15 protein-coding genes, 1 tRNA gene, 1 other RNA gene, 1 pseudogene and 1 riboswitch are annotated in these 19,473 nt (G+C 72.3%); of the genes and pseudogenes, 15 read left to right on the forward strand and 3 right to left on the reverse strand.

All coding sequences use genetic code 11. From position 1 onward, the window contains the following. Window positions 1-13: 13 nt before the first annotated feature. On the reverse strand, window positions 14-208 hold the full coding sequence (locus ACZ4WV_RS08385) for a hypothetical protein (protein ID WP_030059729.1): 195 nt from the start codon (window positions 206-208) through the stop codon (window positions 14-16). A 349-nt stretch (window positions 209-557) separates the two neighbouring features. Here ACZ4WV_RS08385 and ftsE point away from each other — a divergent pair, with 349 nt between their 5' ends. From ftsE to ACZ4WV_RS08425, 8 genes are all read left to right on the forward strand, one after another. Next, window positions 558-1,247: a cell division ATP-binding protein FtsE gene (ftsE, locus tag ACZ4WV_RS08390; RefSeq protein ID WP_465744117.1), complete on the forward strand. Its 690-nt coding sequence runs from the start codon at window positions 558-560 to the stop codon at window positions 1,245-1,247. 77 nt (window positions 1,248-1,324) lie between these two features. Next, complete coding sequence (ftsX, locus tag ACZ4WV_RS08395; RefSeq protein WP_465744119.1) at window positions 1,325-2,236, forward strand: permease-like cell division protein FtsX; 912 nt, start codon at window positions 1,325-1,327, stop codon at window positions 2,234-2,236. A gap of 112 nt (window positions 2,237-2,348) precedes the next feature. Continuing rightward, entirely contained in the window at window positions 2,349-3,488 is a 1,140-nt protein-coding gene (locus ACZ4WV_RS08400; RefSeq protein WP_465744121.1) for a S41 family peptidase, read from the forward strand. Between the two features lie 108 nt (window positions 3,489-3,596). Beyond that, window positions 3,597-4,073 carry an SsrA-binding protein SmpB gene (gene smpB, locus ACZ4WV_RS08405; RefSeq protein ID WP_465744123.1) on the forward strand — a complete coding sequence of 159 codons (477 nt, stop codon included), beginning with the start codon at window positions 3,597-3,599 and terminating at the stop codon, window positions 4,071-4,073. Between the two features lie 86 nt (window positions 4,074-4,159). Continuing rightward, window positions 4,160-4,542: a transfer-messenger RNA gene (gene ssrA / locus ACZ4WV_RS08410) on the forward strand. Between the two features lie 153 nt (window positions 4,543-4,695). Then, complete coding sequence (locus ACZ4WV_RS08415) at window positions 4,696-6,999, forward strand: HelD family protein (RefSeq protein ID WP_465744125.1); 2,304 nt, start codon at window positions 4,696-4,698, stop codon at window positions 6,997-6,999. A 366-nt stretch (window positions 7,000-7,365) separates the two neighbouring features. Then, entirely contained in the window at window positions 7,366-8,838 is a 1,473-nt protein-coding gene (locus tag ACZ4WV_RS08420) for an NAD-dependent malic enzyme (RefSeq protein WP_465744127.1), read from the forward strand. A 510-nt stretch (window positions 8,839-9,348) separates the two neighbouring features. After that, window positions 9,349-9,630 carry an HU family DNA-binding protein gene (locus tag ACZ4WV_RS08425; protein ID WP_030059737.1) on the forward strand — a complete coding sequence of 94 codons (282 nt, stop codon included), beginning with the start codon at window positions 9,349-9,351 and terminating at the stop codon, window positions 9,628-9,630. Window positions 9,631-9,702: 72 nt separating this feature from the next. Here the strand turns inward: ACZ4WV_RS08425 and murA are convergent, their stop codons facing one another. Further along, window positions 9,703-11,043, reverse strand: coding sequence for a UDP-N-acetylglucosamine 1-carboxyvinyltransferase (murA, locus tag ACZ4WV_RS08430; protein ID WP_030283988.1), 1,341 nt, complete (start codon window positions 11,041-11,043; stop codon window positions 9,703-9,705). A gap of 309 nt (window positions 11,044-11,352) precedes the next feature. On the opposite strand from murA, the gene ACZ4WV_RS08435 reads away from it, so the two are divergent. The 6 genes and pseudogenes from ACZ4WV_RS08435 (at window position 11,353) to ACZ4WV_RS08460 (ending at window position 18,747) form a co-directional block, all read left to right on the forward strand. Continuing rightward, window positions 11,353-11,937, forward strand: coding sequence for a YqgE/AlgH family protein (locus tag ACZ4WV_RS08435; protein WP_465744129.1), 585 nt, complete (start codon window positions 11,353-11,355; stop codon window positions 11,935-11,937). Between the two features lie 73 nt (window positions 11,938-12,010). Next, complete coding sequence (locus ACZ4WV_RS08440; RefSeq protein ID WP_196947467.1) at window positions 12,011-12,289, forward strand: DUF3039 domain-containing protein; 279 nt, start codon at window positions 12,011-12,013, stop codon at window positions 12,287-12,289. 133 nt (window positions 12,290-12,422) lie between these two features. Beyond that, window positions 12,423-14,033 carry a beta-N-acetylhexosaminidase gene (locus tag ACZ4WV_RS08445; protein ID WP_465744131.1) on the forward strand — a complete coding sequence of 537 codons (1,611 nt, stop codon included), beginning with the start codon at window positions 12,423-12,425 and terminating at the stop codon, window positions 14,031-14,033. 330 nt (window positions 14,034-14,363) lie between these two features. Next, window positions 14,364-15,230 carry an FAD binding domain-containing protein gene (locus tag ACZ4WV_RS08450; RefSeq protein WP_465744395.1) on the forward strand — a complete coding sequence of 289 codons (867 nt, stop codon included), beginning with the start codon at window positions 14,364-14,366 and terminating at the stop codon, window positions 15,228-15,230. 71 nt (window positions 15,231-15,301) lie between these two features. After that, window positions 15,302-15,862 (forward strand): annotated as a pseudogene (locus ACZ4WV_RS08455) ((2Fe-2S)-binding protein); the annotation flags it as partial. A gap of 557 nt (window positions 15,863-16,419) precedes the next feature. After that, entirely contained in the window at window positions 16,420-18,747 is a 2,328-nt protein-coding gene (locus ACZ4WV_RS08460; protein WP_465744133.1) for a xanthine dehydrogenase family protein molybdopterin-binding subunit, read from the forward strand. A 65-nt stretch (window positions 18,748-18,812) separates the two neighbouring features. Here ACZ4WV_RS08460 and ACZ4WV_RS08465 read toward each other — a convergent pair. Further along, window positions 18,813-18,884 (reverse strand) — tRNA-Cys (locus ACZ4WV_RS08465). A gap of 83 nt (window positions 18,885-18,967) precedes the next feature. Further along, a riboswitch (guanidine-III (ykkC-III) riboswitch) is annotated at window positions 18,968-19,034 on the forward strand. Window positions 19,035-19,078: 44 nt separating this feature from the next. Between ACZ4WV_RS08465 and ACZ4WV_RS08470 the strand changes: the two genes are divergently transcribed. Beyond that, entirely contained in the window at window positions 19,079-19,393 is a 315-nt protein-coding gene (locus ACZ4WV_RS08470) for a DMT family transporter (protein WP_465744135.1), read from the forward strand. Window positions 19,394-19,473 lie beyond the last annotated feature (80 nt).

The following is a 19,473-nucleotide window of genomic DNA, read 5'->3' on the forward strand; positions in this document are numbered from 1 at the left end:
AGTGGATCGGGGCCTAGGCCAGCGCCTGCCGCGCGATCAGTGCCACCGCGAGCAGGCCTGCCAGCAGGGCCAGCAGCATTGCGGGGGAGAGCGCGGCGAACGGCCCCTGCTGCTCCTGCAGCCGGGCCCGGTTGGCGCGGCACACCGGGCAACGCCCGTCGCTGACGCGGCCGTTGCAGTTGGCGCACACCAGATGGTCGCACGTCATGCGATCTCCTCCTCGCTGCTACAGCCAACGCACCGGACGGGGCCTTGGTTCCTTTTCCTGCCCTGTACGGGGGGGCGGCCGAACGCGGTCGCCTCCTCCACTCTGCCAGGTTCTGGCGGTTCCGGCTCCCGGGCTGTGAGATGGCCCGCGATATTCGGGGCATAACCGGACATTGTCCCCCAGTTTCCGTCCGCCGTCCTGGGCTGCCCCTGCGGGCCGGCCGCCGATTCGCGTATGGTCCCAGACCGGGAGCGGCCCTCCGCGCTCCCTTCGCCCGCCCCCGGACCGGGCCTCCGGGGTGGACCGACCGAGGACTGGCGCCGCCTAGGATGGCCTCCGTGATGCAGCCGTGATCAGATTCGACAACGTCTCCAAGACCTATCCCAAGCAGAACCGTCCCGCCCTGGACAACGTCTCGCTGGAGATCGAGAAGGGTGAGTTCGTCTTCCTGGTCGGCTCGTCCGGCTCGGGCAAGTCCACCTTCCTGCGCCTGTGCCTGCGCGAGGAACGTCCCAGCACCGGTTCGGTGCACGTCCTGGGCAAGGACCTCGGCAAGCTGTCCAACTGGAAGGTGCCGCACATGCGCCGCCAGCTGGGCACCGTCTTCCAGGACTTCCGCCTGCTGCCGAACAAGACGGTCTCGCAGAACGTCGCCTTCGCCCTCGAGGTGATCGGCAAGCCGAAGGGCGCCATCGCCAAGGTGGTGCCCGAGGTGCTGGAGCTGGTCGGTCTGGGCGGCAAGGAGGACCGCATGCCCGGTGAGCTCTCCGGTGGTGAGCAGCAGCGCGTGGCGATCGCCCGGGCCTTCGTGAACCGTCCGATGCTGCTCATCGCGGACGAGCCCACCGGTAACCTCGACCCGCAGAACTCGGTCGGCATCATGAAGCTGCTCGACCGCATCAACCGCACCGGCACCACGGTGCTGATGGCGACCCACGACCAGGCCATCGTCGACCAGATGCGCAAGCGAGTCATCGAGCTCGACAAGGGGCTGCTCGTCCGCGACCAGGCCCGCGGCGTCTACGGATACCAGCACTGACCCACCAGCGCTGACCCGTGGGGCCGCCGGCCCGACCCGCCAGACCGAGCAGTACCGACCCTGGAGTTGTTTCCCGCATGCGTGCCCAGTTCGTCCTGTCGGAGATCGGTGTGGGTCTCCGACGCAATCTGACCATGACCATCGCGGTCGTGGTCAGTGTCGCGCTCTCCCTCGCCCTCGCCGGTTCCTCGCTCCTGGTCCGCGACCAGGTGAACTCCATGAAGGGGTACTGGTACGACAAGGTCGAGGTGAGCATCTACTTCTGCACCAAGGCGGACGCCCGGAACTCGCCGCAGTGTGACAAGGGTGCGGCCACCGACCAGCAGGTCCGGGACATCAAGGACCAGTTGGACAAGATGAGTTCGGTGGTCCAGTCCTCGACCTACGAGAGCTCCGCCGACGCGTACAAGCACTGGAAGGAGATGAACCCGGACAACCCGCTCATCTCCGTGCTTGGCGCGGACGCCATGCCGCAGTCCTGGCGGGTCAAGCTCAACGACCCGACCAAGTACGACGTCATCCAGAGCGCCTTCGCCGGCAAGCCCGGCGTCAAGTCGGTCGAGGACCAGCGGAAGATCCTGGAGAACCTGTTCGGCCTGCTCAACGGCCTCCAGACGGCGGCTTTCGTGATCATGGTGCTGATGCTCTTCGTCGCGTTGCTGCTGATCGTCAACACCGTCCGGGTGTCGGCGTTCAGCAGGCGGCGCGAGACCGGCATCATGCGCCTGGTGGGCGCCTCGAACTTCTACGTCCAGATGCCGTTCATCGCCGAGGCCGCGTTCGCCGCGCTGCTCGGCGCGGTGATGGCCTCGGGCCTGCTGCTCGGCGGGCACTTCTTCGTCCAGCACTGGCTGGCCGACCGGGTGCAGTTCATCCACTTCATCGGGCTGAGCTCGGTGCTCGCGGTGATCCCGCTGCTGATCGTGGTGGGGATGGGCATGGCAGGCATCGCGGCGTTCTTCACGCTGCGCAAGTACCTCAAGGTCTGACCCCCGGCGGATCCTTCGGCCCCGGACGGCACTGCGCCGTCCGGGGCCGTCGCCGTTCCGCGGTCCCCGTTCCGGCCCGCCGCGCGCGGTGCGGTGTCTACACTCCGGTGCCATGCTGCAAACTCCGCGCAGGGCACGTCAGGTGGCCGCCCTCAGCCTGGTGTTCGGTGCCGTGCTGATCGCCGGCGCCGCCACCGGTGCCTGGGGCGACCCGAGCGCGCCCCCGCACCGGGCCTCCGCCGACCTCGCCCCGGCCGGGTCCGCCGGGCTCCCCTCGGACCCGGCCGGCACCGTGCTGTCCGAGCAGCAGGCCGAGCACCTGCTCGCGGCCGGCGGCGACCGCTGGGGCGCGTACTACAGCGCCCAGGAGTACGCCGAGTTCAGCCAGGGCCTGGACGGCCGCTACCCGGGCGTCGGCCTCTCGGTCGGCCGGGGCGAGGACGGCGTCACCGCGGTGTCCCAGGTCACCCCGTCCGGCCCGGCCGCCGAGGCCGGGATCGCCCCCGGCGACCGGCTGCTGCGGATCGACGGGGACCAGGCCGACCACCTGCCCGTCACCGAGGTGGTCGCCCGGCTGCGCGGGCAGGGCGGCGAGCGCAGGGCCGGCTCCGAGGTGACCCTGGCCGTCCGGCGGGGCGACGGGCCGGTGCGCGAACTGAGGCTGCGGCGCGTGCTGCTGGACAGCCGGCAGGTCAGCGCCGAACGGCTGGACAAGGGGGACCTGCGGATCACCGTCCACGCCTTCACCAGCGGCGTGGCCGAGCAGGTGCGGGCCGCCCTGCGCGCCCCGCACGCCGGCGTGGTGCTCGATCTGCGCGGCAACTCCGGCGGGTTGGTGGACGAGGCGGTCGGCACCGCCGGGGTCTTCCTGGACGGCGGGGCGGTCGGCTCGTACCAGGAGCGCGGCGGGAAGCGGGAATTGACCGCGCCGCCGGGCGGGGACGAGCGAACCCCGCTGGTGGTGCTGGTGGACGGCGGCACGATGAGCGCCGCCGAGCTGCTCGCCGGCGCCCTCCAGGACCGCAGCCGCGCCGTGGTGGTGGGTTCCCGGACCTTCGGCAAGGGCACCGTCCAGCAGCCCAGCAGGCTCGCCGACGGCGCCGTGCTGGAGCTGACCGTCGGCCGCTACTACACCCCGGCCGGCCGCTCGCTGGACGGCACCGGCCTCACCCCGGACGTTCCGGCCGCCGCCGGCCAGGACGCCGACGCGCTCGCCCTGCGCGTCCTCGCCGGGCTCGGGACCCGGGCCTAGCCCACCGGTGCTCCGGGCGCCGGAACACCCGCTCCGGCGCCCGGAGCACCGGTGCCGGCGCTAAAGCAGCTGCCCGACCGGCCGCCGGGATGCGAGAATGACCGCGCTATGGCAAAGGAAACCGGACAGAAGCTGATCGCGCAGAACAAGAAGGCGCGACACGAGTACACGATCCTCGACACCTACGAGTGCGGCCTCGTGCTCACCGGCACCGAGGTGAAGTCGCTGCGCGAGGGGCGGGCCAACCTGGTCGACGGCTACGCCTACATCCAGAACCACGAGGCGTGGATCGACAACGTCTTCATCCCCGAGTACACCCAGGGGACCTGGACCAACCACGCGGCCCGGCGCAAGCGCAAGCTGCTGCTGCACAAGATGGAGATCCGCAAGATCGAGACCAAGGTCCGGGACGCCGGTCACACCCTGGTCCCGCTCTCGCTGTACTTCAAGGACGGCCGGGTCAAGCTCGAGCTGGCACTCGCGGTCGGCAAGAAGTTGTACGACAAGCGCCAGACGCTGCGCGAGAAGCAGGACACCCGCGAGACGGCCCGCGCGGTGGCGGCGGCCCGGCGACGCCAGCGTTAATCCGCTGGACCCTCGCCCGTCGCCTCGCGTACTATGGCGCAAGCACCACGGACGGTCAACGTCCGAGCTGTTTCTCAAAAAAACATGGGGATGATCGGTTTCGACAGGGGATGTTGAAACAGGGGAAGCGAGCCGAGGAACGCGGCAATGATCTCGTTAACCACGTGTCGCAAAAAAATAATCGCCAACTCTAAGCGCGATTCCCAGCAGTTCGCTCTCGCTGCCTAATTAAGCAGCGATAGCGCTTGGGTGTCAGACCGGGGAGTTCCCGACCCGGACCCTGGCATAATCTAGGGAACTCAACCGTCCGCCCGGGCTGCGAGGGCGGATGGGAAATCAAACAGCAGCTGGGCCTGTTGGCGGCTTGTCCGCGTGACCGCCAGGGCCGAGAAAAGCACAGCGGACTGCGCTCGGAGAAGCCCTGAATTAACTCCACTGGACCCGGGTTCGATTCCCGGCATCTCCACCACCCCATGTTCACACCGAAGGCCGTCCACCGCTCCGAGCGGTGGACGGCCTTCGGATTTTCCGCACTCCCGGTGAGGCGCGGCCGCGCGCCCGGGCGTAGGATCATCCGTCCGCTCGTTTTCCGGAGCCGGATTCCGTCGCAACCCCCGAGGCCATGCAGAGCAACACGGACACCACCCCCACCGCCGACCACGAGAGCGTCCGCGAGCGCGAGATCGCCGGTGAGCAGCAGCACCTCGACACCGTCTACCACCGGTTGGAGGAGAAGCTCGCCGAAGCCGAGTACATCCTGGAGGACGCCGCCAAGCGGGTCCAGGTCGGCACTCCCGGCGCGCTCGCCGAGCGCGACGCCCAGGTCTACCGGGCCGGGGCCCACCTCCAGCGACTCAACAGTGAGTTCGAGGACTTCCTGTTCGGCCGGATCGACCTCCAGCGGGCGGACGCCCCGGAGGAGCACGGCATCCCGTCCGACACCCCGCTCGACCCGGCCGATCCGGCCGTCGCCGAGACACTCCACATCGGCCGCCTGGGCGTGCTGGACGCCGAGTACGGCCCGCTGGTGATCGACTGGCGGGCCCCCGCCGCCGCGCCGTTCTACCGCGCCACCCCGGTCGAGCCGGGCCGGGTCATCCGCCGCCGGGTGATCCGCTCCAAGGGCCGCAAGGTGATCGGCGTCGAGGACGACCTGCTGCGCCCCGACCTCACCCCCACCCTGGACGGCCGGGAGCTGGCCGTGGTCGGCGACGGAGCGCTGATGGCCTCGCTCGGCCGTGCCCGCAGCCACTCGATGCGCGACATCGTCTCCTCGATCCAGAAGGAGCAGGACGAGGTGATCCGCGCCGCCGCGGCGGGCGCCACCCTCGTCACCGGCGGCCCCGGCACCGGCAAGACCGCCGTCGCCCTGCATCGCGCCGCCTACCTGCTCTACCAGGACCGCCGCCGCTACGCCGGCGGCATCCTGGTGGTCTCGCCGACCCCGCTGCTGGTCTCCTACACCGAGGGCGTGCTGCCCTCGCTCGGGGAGGAGGGGCAGGTCGCCATCCGCGCGGTCGGCTCGCTGGTGGACGGCATCGAGGCCGGCACCTACGACACCCCGGAGGCGGCCCGGGTCAAGGGCTCGGCCCGGATGGTGCAGTTGCTGCGCCGGGCCGCCCGGGCGGCGCTGGAGCTGGGCGCCCCGCAGGAGCTCAAGGTGGTCGCCCGCGGCGAGGTGCTGAAGCTGGACGCGGGCCGGCTGAAGGCCGTGCGCGGCAACGTCGTGGGCTCCGGCGGCACCCCGCTGAACCTGCTGCGCCCGCGCGCCCGTCGGCTGCTGCTGGACGCCCTGTGGCAGGGGGCGACCAGGCACCTGCCCAGGCCCGCCGACCACTACGCCCGCGAGCAGCGCCAGGAGGAGAAGGAGTCCTTCGACGAGTACGTCTCGGACGAGGCGGCGTTCCTGGACTTCCTGGACGCCTGGTGGCCGTCGCTGACCCCGCGCCGGGTGCTCGGCACCCTCAAGCAGAGCCGCCACACCAACCGGATCGCGCGCCGCGCCGTCAACCCGGACGAGGCGAGGCTGCTGGCGGCCTCCTGGCGCCACCTGACCCCGGCGGGCGAGGGCGCGCTGTCCGCGCACGACGTGGCGCTGGTGGACGAGCTGCAGGTGCTGCTCGGCGAGCCGACCCGGCCCAAGGTGCGCGAGGTGGACGCGGTGGACCTGCTCAGCGGCCTGGAGGAGGTCACCACCTTCGCCGACCGCAGCGCCCGCCAGCGGGACCGCCGTCCGGTCGAGCGCACGGAGTACGCCCACGTCATCGTGGACGAGGCGCAGGACCTCACCCCGATGCAGTGGCGGATGATCGGCCGCCGGGCCCGGATGGCCACCTGGACGATCGTGGGCGACCCCGCGCAGTCGTCCTGGCCGTTCCCGCAGGAGGCCCAGGCCGCGCTGGACGAGGTGCTGGCCGGCAAGCCGCGCCGCCGTTTCACGCTGACCGTCAACTACCGCAACCCCGCCGAGATCGCCGAGGTCGCGGCCAAGGTGCTGGCGCTGGCCGCCCCGGGCACCCCCTCGCCGAGCGCGGTGCGCCGGGTCGGTGTGGAGCCGCGCTTCGCGGCCGTCACCGATCCGTCGCCGGAGGCCTTCGGCAAGGCCGCCAGGGCGGAGCTGGAGCGGCTGCTGGACGAGGTGGACGGCACCGTGGCGATCGTGGTGCCGATGGACCGCCGGGCCGAGGCGGCGGGCTGGGCCGAGGATCTGGGCGAACGCGTGGTGGCGCTGGGCAGCCTGGAGGCCAAGGGACTGGAGTACGACGCGACGGTGGTGGCCGATCCGACCGGCATCGCCGGCGAGTCGGAGGCCGGCCTGCGGGTGCTGTACGTGGCGCTGACCCGGGCGACCCAGCGGTTGACCGTGCTGTCCGGTCCGGACGACCTGCCGGACGCGGACGGAGTGCCCGCGCTGCTGCACGGCTGACCGGTCCGGGCCGCCCGGCCCGGACCAGCAGGAAGGCCCCCCACCGTCGGTGAGGGGCCTTCAGACGTTGACGACACCGACCCGCCATGCTCGCCTCGCGGCAAGTGGTCCCTCGAAGGGACGAAGGTTGGGCCCGGGGGCTTGGATCGAGCCGGTGTCCCGTCCAATGTAACGCATCGGCCCGGAGAGGCAAGGAGTGGACGCCGGAGACCTCCGGCGGCGGCCCGGAATTGTCGGATCCACACACTCAATGAACGTTATTTCTGGCTACCCCTTGGAAGGTGCGACGATCGAGGTCTAGCATGCGCAGGCGATGCCTTCAACAAAATGTTGAGCCTGCGGGACAGACGGAAGAAGGAAGCGTCGATGGCGACGGTGCCCAGTGTCTCCAACTCGATCACGGTGCGGCTGGAGGTCCCGGCCCGCGGCAACGCGGTCAGCGCGATCACCACGGCCGTGGAGTCCTCCGGCGGATCGGTCACCGGTCTCGACGTCACCGCGTCCGGTCTGGAGGCGCTGCGGATCGACGTGACCGTGGCGGCTTCCTCGGTCGCCCACGGCGAGGAGATCGTCGAGAAGCTCCGGGCGATCGACGGCGTGTCGATCGGCAAGGTCTCGGACCGCACCTTCCTGATGCACCTCGGCGGCAAGATCGAGATGTCCTCGAAGCTGCCGATCCGCAACCGTGACGACCTCTCGATGATCTACACCCCGGGTGTCGCCCGGGTCTGCATGGCGATCGCCGAGAACCCGGAGGACGCCCGCCGCCTCACCATCAAGCGCAACAGCGTCGCGGTGGTCACCGACGGCTCCGCGGTACTGGGTCTGGGCAACATCGGCCCGGCGGCCGCGCTGCCCGTCATGGAGGGCAAGGCGGCCCTGTTCAAGCGCTTTGCCGGGATCGACGCCTGGCCGATCTGCCTGGACACCCAGGACACCGACGAGATCGTCGCCATCGTCAAGGCGATCGCGCCCGGCTTCGCCGGCATCAACCTGGAGGACATCTCCGCGCCGCGCTGCTTCGAGATCGAGGCCCGGCTGCGCGAGGCGCTGGACATCCCGGTCTTCCACGACGACCAGCACGGCACCGCGATCGTGGTGCTGGCCGCCCTCACCAACGCGCTGAAGGTGGTCGGCAAGGAGATCGGCGACATCCGCGTGGTGATGTCGGGCGCCGGCGCCGCCGGCACCGCGATCCTGAAGCTGCTGATGGCCGCCGGTGTCGAGCACGCCACCGTGGCGGACGTGCACGGTGTGGTCCACCAGGGCCGTGAGGACCTCAACGACAGCCTGCGCTGGATCGCCGAGCACACCAACCGCTCGGGCCGCACCGGGAGCCTCAAGGAGGCCGTGACGGGCGCCGACGTCTTCATCGGCGTCTCGGCCCCGAACGTCCTGGACGGCGACGACCTGGCCACCATGGCCGAGGACGCGATCGTCTTCGCGCTGGCCAACCCGGACCCGGAGGTCGACCCGAACATCGCGCGCCAGACCGCCGCCGTGGTCGCCACCGGCCGCAGCGACTTCCCGAACCAGATCAACAACGTGCTGGTCTTCCCGGGTGTCTTCCGCGGCCTGCTGGACGCCCAGAGCCGGACCGTCAACACCGAGATGATGATCGCCGCCGCCCGGGCGCTGGCCACCACCGTCGGCGACGACGAGCTGAACGCCAACTACATCATCCCGAGCGTCTTCCACAAGGACGTCGCCAAGACCGTCGCCGCCGCGGTGCGCGACGCGGCCCTGGCCGGAGTCCAGGAGGACCGGGCGCCGTCCCGCCCGACCCCGGGCATCGTGGGCACCCTCGACACCTCCGCCTTCCCCGTCGTCAAGCTCTGACCGCCCGGCCCGGCGAGGTGTCGCCGATCGGTCAAATGTCCGATTAGCGGTCATACTGGCTCAAGCCCGCCCCGAACCCTTGCGACACAAGGGCGAGGGGCGTGTTTGGGCTTGTCGTGCCTAGGGCGTACGGTAGCCCTGCACGGGGCAGGCGTGTCCGACAAGTACGGAACGTCCCCCTGGTCTTCCGGCGAGTCGTCCCGACCGCCGCCCGCTCCCGGTCCGCCGGAGCCGACGGAGCGTCACACCTCCAACGGGCGGGCGTCGTTCGGGTGGCCCTGCCGGGGCCCGATTGGCTTTCTCGGGGCCGGTCGGGGCAGGATTCGTTCCCAGGCGGGCGGGCGGGCCATTCGACGGCTCCGGCGCGCGGCATCGGGTACGGACCCGGCCTGCGACCACGCATTGCCTGCACGAGCACAGTGTGCGGACCTGCGGCCCATCCGGGTGCCCCCCGGTGGGAGCACCGATGGGCCCCCGCACACCGCAAGCGAACAGACCACAGGAGTACACATGAACCGCAGTGAGCTGGTGGCCGCGCTGTCCGAGCGCGCCGAGGTGACCCGCAAGGACGCCGACGCCGTTCTGGCCGCCTTCGCCGAGATCGTCGGCGAGGTCGTCGCCAAGGGCGACGAGAAGGTCACCATTCCCGGTTTCCTGACCTTCGAGCGCACCCACCGCGCTGCCCGCACCGCCCGCAACCCGCAGACCGGCGAGCCGATCCAGATCGCGGCCGGCTACAGCGCCAAGGTGAGCGCCGGCTCCAAGCTGAAGGAAGCCGCCAAGGGCGCCTGAACCACCCCTTGAACGCCCGAGAGGCCGGGCTCCCCACTGGGGAGCCCGGCCTCTCGCCGTACGGGCCGCCGGTCAGGCGTCGACCAGCTGCTCGCTGGGCAGCTCCACATGGGCGCCCAGGTCGCGCAGCTTCTCCATGAAGTTCTCGTAGCCGCGGTTGATCAGGTCGATGCCGTGCACGGTCGAGGTGCCCTCGGCCGCCAGCGCCGCGATCAGGTACGAGAAGCCGCCGCGCAGGTCCGGGATGACCAGCTCGGCGCCGATCAGCTTGGACGGGCCGGAGACGACGGCGGAGTGCAGGAAGTTGCGCGCGCCGAAACGGCACGGCGTGCCGCCCAGGCACTCCCGGTAGAGCTGGATGTGCGCACCCATCTGGTTGAGCGCGCCGGTGAAGCCGAGGCGGGACTCGTACACCGTCTCGTGGACGATGGACAGCCCGGTGGCCTGGGTCAGCGCGACCACCAGCGGCTGCTGCCAGTCGGTCTGGAAGCCCGGGTGCACGTCGGTCTCCAGGGCGATCGCCTTGAGCTCGCCGCCCGGGTGCCAGAAGCGGATGCCCTCGTCGTCCACCTCGAAGGCGCCGCCGACCTTCCGGAAGGTGTTCAGGAAGGTCATCATCTCCAGCTGGCGGGCGCCGCGGACGTAGATGTCGCCCTTGGTGGCGAGCGCCGCGCAGGCCCAGGAGGCGGCCTCCAGGCGGTCCGGCAGGGCGCGGTGGGTGTAGCCGCCCAGCTCGTCCACACCGGTGATCAGGATGGTGCGGTCGGTGCCCAGCGTGATGATCGCGCCCATCTTCTGCAGCACGCAGATCAGGTCGACGATCTCCGGCTCGATGGCCGCGTTGCGCAGCTCGGTGACGCCCTCCGCGAGGACGGCGGTGAGCAGCACCTGCTCGGTCGCGCCGACGGACGGGTAGGGCAGCTCGATCTTGGTGCCGCGCAGCCGCTGCGGGGCGACCAGGTAGGTGCCCTGCGGGTGCTTCTCGATGGTGGCGCCGAACTGGCGCAGCACCTCGAAGTGGAAGTCGACCGGGCGGCCGCCGATGTCGCAGCCCCCCAGGCCCGGGATGAAGGCGTGGCCGAGGCGGTGCAGCAGCGGGCCGCAGAACAGGATCGGGATCCGCGAGGAGCCGGCGTGCGCGTCGATGTCGGCGACATTGGCGCTCTCGACGTGCGACGGGTCGAGGATCAGCTCGCCGTCCTCGTCACCGGTGCGCACCGTCACGCCGTGCAGCTGCAGCAGGCCGCGGACCACCTTGACGTCGCGGATGTCCGGGACGTTGCGCAGTCTGCTGGGGCCCTGGCCGAGGAGGGCGGCGACCATGGCCTTGGGGACCAGGTTCTTCGCACCGCGGACGCGGATCTCGCCTTCGAGCGGGTTTCCGCCGTGGACCAGCAGGACGTCGTCGGTCATCGTTCTCGCAATCCGGGGTGCCAGAGGAGTGGGACGGGCTCCGGTCCGGAGCCGCGGTTTGGACCGGTGGTACGGGCGTACGGGCGCGTTCGGGCCCCCGGAGAATCCGAGTCGGCACCGTAGAGGGGCGTCCACCATCCGTAGATGGTAGTGGGCGTGCCGGTGGTTCCCGTGAGCCTCTCCCGTGATGGTGCTCTCTCCGGGGCCGCTCCCGCCCGCCGATACGGCCGTACGGGTGTCGCTCCGGCGTGGCGGGGTTTCGAGTGTTGCGGTGTCCGGCCGGTGCAGTTCTGCGGGATCATGTGAGGCATGACGGCGGCCCATTCGCACGGAGGCCGGTCGCACACCGGCCGTCTGCTCGTCGCGACGCCCCTGCTCACCGACCCGAACTTCGCCAGAGCGGTGGTGCTCCTCCTCGACCACGACGCCGAGGGGGCGCTCGGTGTGGTCCTCAACCGGCCCACGCCGGTCGAGGTGGGCAGCGTACTGGACGGCTGGAGCAGACTCGTCGGGCAGCCCGCGGTGGTCTTCCAGGGCGGCCCGGTGGCACTGGACTCGGCGCTGGGCCTGGCCGTCGCGCCGGGGGAGCCGGACGGTGGCGAGCCGCTGGGCTGGCGGCGGGTGCACGGCGCGATCGGCCTGGTGGACCTGGAGGCGCCGCCCGAGGTGCTGGCCGGCGAGCTGGGGAGCCTGCGGATCTTCGCCGGGTACGCCGGCTGGTCCCCGGGCCAGCTGGAGGCCGAGCTGGAGACCGGCGCCTGGTACCTGGTGGACTGCGAGCCGGGTGACGTCTCCAGCCCCGAGCCGGAGCGGCTGTGGCGTTCGGTGCTGCGCCGCCAGCGCGGGCCGCTGGCGCTGCTGGCGACCTACCCGGACGACCCGACGCTGAACTGAACCCCGCCCGGCCGCAGCGCTCGCCCGCGCGACACTGGCCCGGTTTCCGCGGGCGCCCATAGACTTGTCTCCTATGAGCACTCTTGAGCCCGAGCGCGGCCTCGGCACCGGCACCCTGGTCGAGCCCGTCCCGCAGGTGTCCCACGGGGACGGCGACCACGAGCGCTTCGCGCACTACGTCCAGAAGGACAAGATCATGGAGAGCGCGCTCTCCGGATCCCCGGTGGTCGCGCTCTGCGGCAAGGTGTGGGTGCCCGGGCGCGACCCGAAGAAGTACCCGGTCTGCCCGATGTGCAAGGAGATCTACGACGGCATCGGCAAGCCGCAGGGCGGCGACGGGGACGACAAGTAGCCGGCGATACGTAGCCGACCACGCGTAGCCGGCGACGGCAGGTGGCCGCCGGCCGCGGGCGGAACGCGGTTTTGGATGGCAGCGTTTCCGCAATGGTCTACGCCAATCGCTCCAGGGCGGGCAGGATGTCGGAATGGACCTCATCCCCGCACCGTCGAGTGCCGTCCGCCGTCCGGGCGAGGACTTTCCGCTGGACGCCGCCACCACGCTGACCGCGCCGCCGGGCCTGGCCGACGCCGAGCGCTGGCTGCGCGGCACGCTGTCCGCCGCGACCGGGCTGCCGTTCGGCCCGGGCCGGCCGGGCGCGGGCGTCGAACTGGTCCTGGACGACGCGCTGGCCGCCGAGGCGTACCGGATCACGGTGCGCCCCGGCCACGCCCTGCTCGCCGCGGGCGGCCCGGCCGGTGCCCTGTGGGCCGGCCAGACGCTGCGGCGGCTGCTCGGGGCGGACGCCTACCGGCGCGCGCCGCTGCGCCGCGAGGGCTGGGTGCTGCCCGGCGTCGACATCGTGGACGCCCCCCGGTTCGGCTGGCGAGGTGTGCTGCTGGACGTCGCCCGACACTTCCTGCCCAAGTCCGACCTGCTGCGCTTCGTCGACCTGCTGGCCGCGCACAAGCTCAACGTGCTGCACCTGCACCTGACCGACGACCAGGGCTGGCGGGTCGAGATCAAGCGCTACCCGAGGCTGACCGAACGCGGCGCCTGGCGGGAGCGCTCGATGGTCGGCTACCGGACCGGTCAGCGCCGCGACGACCGCCCGCACGGCGGCTACTACACCCAGGACGACCTGCGCGAGATCGTCGCCTACGCGGCCGCGCGCGGGATCACCGTCGTCCCGGAGATCGACCTGCCCGGGCACACCCAGGCCGCCGTCGCCGCCTACCCCGAGCTCGGCAACATCGACGTGGTGGACACCGCCGCGCTCGGGGTGTGGACCGACTGGGGGGTGAGCCCCAACGTGCTCAACGCCTCCGAGGGGACCCTGCGCTTCTTCGAGGGCGTGCTGGAGGAGGTCCTGGAACTCTTCCCCTCCGAGTTCGTCCACCTCGGCGGCGACGAGTGCCCCAAGGAGCAGTGGAAGGACAGCGCCGCCGCCCAGGCCCGGATCCGCGAGCTGGGCCTGGCCAACGAGGACGAGCTGCAGAGCCACCTGATCCGGCACTTCGACCGCTGGCTGGCCGAACGCGGCCGTCGGCTGATCGGCTGGGACGAGATCCTGGAGGGCGGGCTGGCTCCCGGTGCGGCGGTGTCCTCCTGGCGGGGCTTCGGCGGCGGGATCGCCGCCGCCGAGGCCGGGCACGACGTGGTGATGTGCCCGGAGCAGCACGTCTACCTCGACCACCGGCAGGCCGACGGGCCGGACGAGCCGATCCCGGTCGGCTTCGTGCGCACGCTGGAGGACGTCTACCGCTTCGAGCCCGTGCCGCCGCAGCTGGACGGGGCCGCGGCCCGGCACGTCATCGGCACCCAGGCGAACCTGTGGAGCGAGTTCGCGGACAGCGCCCGGGACCTCGACTACCGTGCCTTCCCCCGGCTGGTCGCCTTCGCCGAGGTCGCCTGGTCCGACCTGCCCGCCGAGCCGGCCGAGCGCGACTTCACGGGCTTCGAGCAGCGGCTGGCCGGGCACCTCGGAGTGCTGGACGCGCTCGGCGTCGAGTACCGCCCGGCCGGTGGCCCGCTCCCCTGGCAGCGCCGGCCCGGGGTGGCCGGCCGGCCGATCGACGGACCGCCGCCGGTGCGCTGACCGGCCCGCCGCCGGGCGTTCCGGCGGTGGTCGGGCGGGCTCGCGGGAACTTATGGACGGTCACCTGACGTCAAGAACAGATGAACATCTGTCCAGGCTCTGTTCGGGTCGGGGCAGATACCGCCCGGTTTCGGTCCCAATCGGGCAGCCCCGTTCACCGGTCCCGAAATGATCATCGAGCATTGTGTGCCAGAGTTGCCCAACCCGGCCCGATCGCCCGTACCCTACGGGCCAGGCCGGGCTGCTGATGCGGACAGGACGGCCCAGCCGCGGCGGCAGGCGATCGATGAGCAAGTGGAGCACGGTGGGACCCAGGTGAACCGGACGATCATGCTGCCGGCCTCGCTCGACGAGGCCGTCGACGCGCTGGCCGCCGCCCCGGCCGCGGTACCGGTGGCCGGAGCCACCGACCTCATGGAGGCCGTCAACGCCGGCCGGCTGCGCCCCGCAGCCCTGGTCGGCCTCGGCCGGATCACCGAACTGCGCGGCTGGCGCTACGAGGACGGCGGCACCGCCGTCCTCGGCGCCGGCCTCACCCACGCCCGGATGGACCGGCCCGACTTCGCCGCGCTCATCCCCGCGCTCGCCGACGCCGCCCGCACCGCCGGGCCGCCGCAGGTCCGCAACGTCGGCACCCTCGGCGGCAACATCGTCACCGCCGCCCCGGCCGGCGACACCCTCCCGGTGCTCGCCGCGCTGGAGGCCGTCGTCACCCTCGCCCGGGCCGGCGGCAGCCGCGAGGTGCCGGTCAGTCACCTGCTCACCGGCCTGGACCCGGTGCGCCCCGGCGAACTGCTCACCTGGGTGCGGGTGCCGCTGCTGCACGCGCCGCAGGTTTTCCTCAAGGCCACCGGCCGCAGCGGCCCGGACCGCGCCACCGCCTCCGTCGCCCTCGTCCTGGACCCGGCCCGCCGCGCCGTGCGCTGCGCTGTCGGGGCCGTCGCCCCGGTGCCGCTGCGTCCGATGGAGGCCGAGGCCTGGGTGGCCGGCTGCATCGACTGGGACGGCGGCCGGGAGATCGACCCGGCCGCCACCGCCGCCTTCGGCGAGTACGTGGCCGCCGCCTGCGTCCCCGACAACTACGGCGCCGAGGGCGCCTGGGAGGCCGTGACCGAGGGGCCGACCGCGGCCGCCGTTCGGCTGCGGCGTACCGTATCGGTGCTGGCCCGAAGGGCACTGGGAAGGGCGCTGAAGTGACGACAGACCCCATCGAGACCCTCGACGCCGACCCGCTCGGCCTCACTCCGCAGGTCACCCGTGAGCTGCGCCCGTGCGCCTCCTACACGCTGCGGGTCAATGGTTTCGAACGGCCCGTCACCGACGCGTGGATCGGCGAGAGCCTGCTCTACGTGCTGCGTGAGCGGCTCGGCCTGGCCGGCGCCAAGGACGGCTGCGAGCAGGGCGAGTGCGGCGCCTGCTCGGTGCAGGTGGACGGCCAGCTGGTGGCCGGCTGCCTGGTGCCCGCCGCGCTGGCCGCGGACAGCGAGATCAACACCGTCGAGGGCCTGTCGGCCGGCGGCGGCGCGAGCGACGTCCAGCAGGCACTGGCCGCCTCCGGAGCCGTCCAGTGCGGCTACTGCACCCCCGGCATGGCGATGGCCGTGCACGACCTGCTCCAGCGCAACCACCGGCCGACCGAGGTGGAGGCCCGGCAGGCGCTGTGCGGCAACCTGTGCCGTTGCACCGGCTACCGCGGCGTCCTGGCCGCCGTCCAGACCGTCGCCGACGCCCGCGCGCTGGAGGCCGAGGAAGCGGAGGAGGCCGCCGCGGCCGAGCAGCCGGCCGCCGAGGCCTCCGCCGAGGTGCCGGCCGGTCAGCCCGCCGCCGGGGAGCCGGAGCCGGCCGTCGAGCCGCCGGTCTACACCGACGCCGACGCCTGGATCGAGCACGTCCCCCAGTCGCCCGGCGAGCCGGCTCCCGTGCCCGCCCCGGTCGACCCCGGGTACGCCGACGGCGGCTACGACCCCGGCGTCTACGACACCTCCGCGCCGACCGCGACGCACCCCGGCATCCCCGCCCAGGCCACCGGCGATCACGTCTACTACCCGCCGCAGGCCTACCCCGAGCAGCCCTACCAGGCCACCCCCGCGCACGGCACCTACGTGCCGGCCGGCTACCCGGACGGCCACCAGCCGCAGCACGGCTACGGCAGCGGCCATGACACCGGCTACGACGGCTACGACACCGGCTACGACGCCCCGGTCTACGAGTCCACCCCCGCGCACGGCACCGCGCTGCCCGGCACCGGGTACGAGGGCACCCCCCCGCACGGCACCCCGTACGCCGACCCGCACGGCGCCCCGGTCGAGGGCGGTGCCCCGGCCGGCGCCCCGTACACCGCCACCCCCGCCCACGGCATCCGCCTCCCCGAGGACGACCACGCATCATGACGTCGCCTACCGACATCGGCGCAGCACTCCAGCAGGACGGCGGCGAGGGCGGCGCACCGGAGCCGTTCGGCCTGGGCAGCTCACCGTTGCGCAGTGACGCGCTGCCCAAGGCGCTCGGCATCTACCCGTACGCGGCCGACCTCTGGGCCGAGGGGCTGCTGTGGGGCGCGGTGCTGCGCTCCCCGCACCCGCACGCCCGGATCCGCGGCATCGACACCTCGGCCGCGCTGGCCCTGCCCGGGGTGCACGCGGTGGTCACCGCCGCCGACCTGCCGCCCGGCCCGGACGGCGCCCCGGACGGTGCCCCGGCCGGCCCGATCGTCGCCGACCGGCCGGTGCTGGCCTCCGGCGTGGTGCGCCACCACGGCGAGCCGATCGCCGCGGTGGCCGCCGACCACCCGGACACCGCCCGGCTGGCGGTCGGTCTGATCGCGGTCGACTACGAGCCCCTGGAGGCGGTGACCGACCCCGAGCAGTCCTTCACCGCGCCGCCGTTGCACCCGGACGGCAACCTCTTCCGCCACCTGCCGCTGCGCACCGGGGACCCGGAGGCGGTCGGCGAGATCATCGTCGAGGGCCTCTACCAGGTCGGCCGGCAGGACCCGGCCCCGCTCGGCGCCGAAGCCGGGCTGGCCGTACCGCGCCCGGACGGCGGGGTCGAGCTGCACCTGTCCTCCACCGACCCGCACGGCGACCGCGACCGCACCGCCGCCTGCCTGGGCCTGGAGCCGGACCGGGTCCGGCTGGTGGTCACCGGCGTGCCCGGCGCCACCACCGACCGCGAGGACCTCTCCTTCCAGGTCACCCTCGCCCTGCTGGCGCTGCGCACCGGCCGCCCGGTGAAGATGACGCTGACCCGCGAGGAGTCCTTCCACACCCACACCTCGCGCCACCCCGCGCTGCTGCGCTACCGCCACCACGCCGACGCCGACGGCACGCTGGTGAAGGTCGAGGCGCAGATCCTGCTGGACGGCGGCGCCTACGCGGACGTCTCCGCCGAGGCGCTGGCCGCCGCGACGGCCTTCTCGGTCGGCCCGTACGTCTGCCCGAACGTGTTCGTGGACGCCTGGGCGGTGCGCACCAACAACCCACCGGCCGGACGGATGCGCGGCGAGGGCGCGCTGCAGGCCTGCTTCGCGTACGAATCGCAGCTGGACCAGCTGGCCGCCCGGGTGGGCGTGGACCCGGTGGAGATCCGCCGCCGCAACGCGATGTCCACCGGCGACCCGCTGCCCACCGGACAGGCCGTCACCTGCCCGGCGCCGGTGAAGGCGCTGCTGGACGCGGTGGCGGCCGAGCCGCTGCCCGCCCTGCCGGTGGACGATCCGGACGCCGAGTGGCTGCTGCCCGGCGGGCCCGGCGGCGCCGGGGACCCTTCCGCGGTGCGCCGCGGCATCGGCTACGCCGTCGGCATGGTGCACATGCTGGGCGCCGAGGGCGAGGACGAGGTCTCCACCGCCACCGTGCGGGTCAGCGGTGACCACGCCACGGTGATCTGCGCGGCCGTCGACGCCGGGCAGGGCTTCGCCACGCTGGCCCGGCAGATCGTGCAGACGGTGCTGGGCGTCAGCGAGGTCTACATCGCCCCGGCCGACAGCGACCAGTCGATCGCCGGGCCCTCGGCCCGGGGCCGGCACACCTGGGTCTCCGGCGGCGCGGTCGAGCGGGCCGCCCTGATGGTCCGTCACCAGCTGCTGCAGCCGATCGCGGCCAACTTCGGGATGTCCGCGGAACTGCTGCAGATCGCCGATGGCAAGATCACCTCGTACGACGGGGTGCTGGGCATGCCGGTCGCCGAGGCGCTGGAGGGCAAGGAGCTCTGGGCGACCGCGCAGTGCCGCCCCCATCCGACCGAGCCGCTGGACGAGTCCGGGCAGGGCGACGCCTTCGTCTCCATCTCCTTCTGCGCGATGCGCGCGGTGGTGGACGTGGACATCGAGCTGGGCGCCGTCCGGGTGGTCGAGATGACGGTGGCCCAGGACGTCGGCCGGGCGCTGAACCCGCGCCAGATCGAGGACCGGATCGAGGCCGGCGTGGCCCAGGGCGTGGGCCTGGCGCTGATGGAGGACCTCCAGACCTCGGGCGGAGTGCTGGGCAACCCCTCGCTGACCGGCTACCGGCTGCCCACCTCGCTGGACACCCCGGAGGTGCGGATCGCCGCACTGCTGGAGGAGCGGGACGTCGTCGCGACCTTCGGCGCCAAGGCGGTCAGCGCGGTGCCCGCGGTGGTCGCCCCGGCGGCCGTCGCCGCCGCCGTCCGGGCCGCCACCGGACTGCCGGTCGGCCGGCTGCCGATCCGGGCGGAGGACGCGGTCACGGCCTGACCGGAAAACGGGAAAAAGAATTGCCGGTCGACTTTCCCGGTCGACCGGCAATTCCCTTTTCGTCGAGGCCGTGGCGGGAATCGAACCCGCGTACACCGCTTTGCAGACGGTCCCCTGAGCCACTCGGGCACACGGCCAGTGAATTCAGGATGGCGGGGCGCACGACCGGGGTCAATGAAGTTTTGTAAATTCTGTATGGCAATGCGTGCTACCTTCGAAAGCGGTGGCTGAATTCTCCGCCACTCCGGACGAGCGCGTCGTACCCGGTGACGACAAGACGACGCAGTTCAGCGGCGATCCGGCCGCTGTGGACTGCGGAGGTACGGCCGTCATGGCTTGGCTCGTTCTGATCGTCTCGGGTCTCCTGGAGACCGTGTGGGCGGTGGCCCTGGAATCGTCCAAGGGCTTCTCCCGCCTCGTTCCCACCCTGGTGTTCGGCGTCGCCCTGCTGCTCAGCATGGGCGGCCTGGCGTACGCGATGCGCACCATCCCGATCGGCACCGGCTACGCCGTGTGGGTCGGCATCGGCGCGGTCGGCACCGCGCTGTACGGCATGGCCGTCCTCGGGGACGCGGTGACCATGGCCCGGATCGGCTGTCTGCTGCTGATCGTCGCCGGGGTGGTGGGGCTCAAGGTGCTGCACTGAGCCGGCCTGTTCGCTGGTCCTAGGCCCGCGGACGGAGTCGATCACCGACTCGGGTCAGGAGCCATAGCGGCGGTCGGCTC

It is taken from the genome of Kitasatospora sp. NPDC029312 (assembly GCF_055569215.1).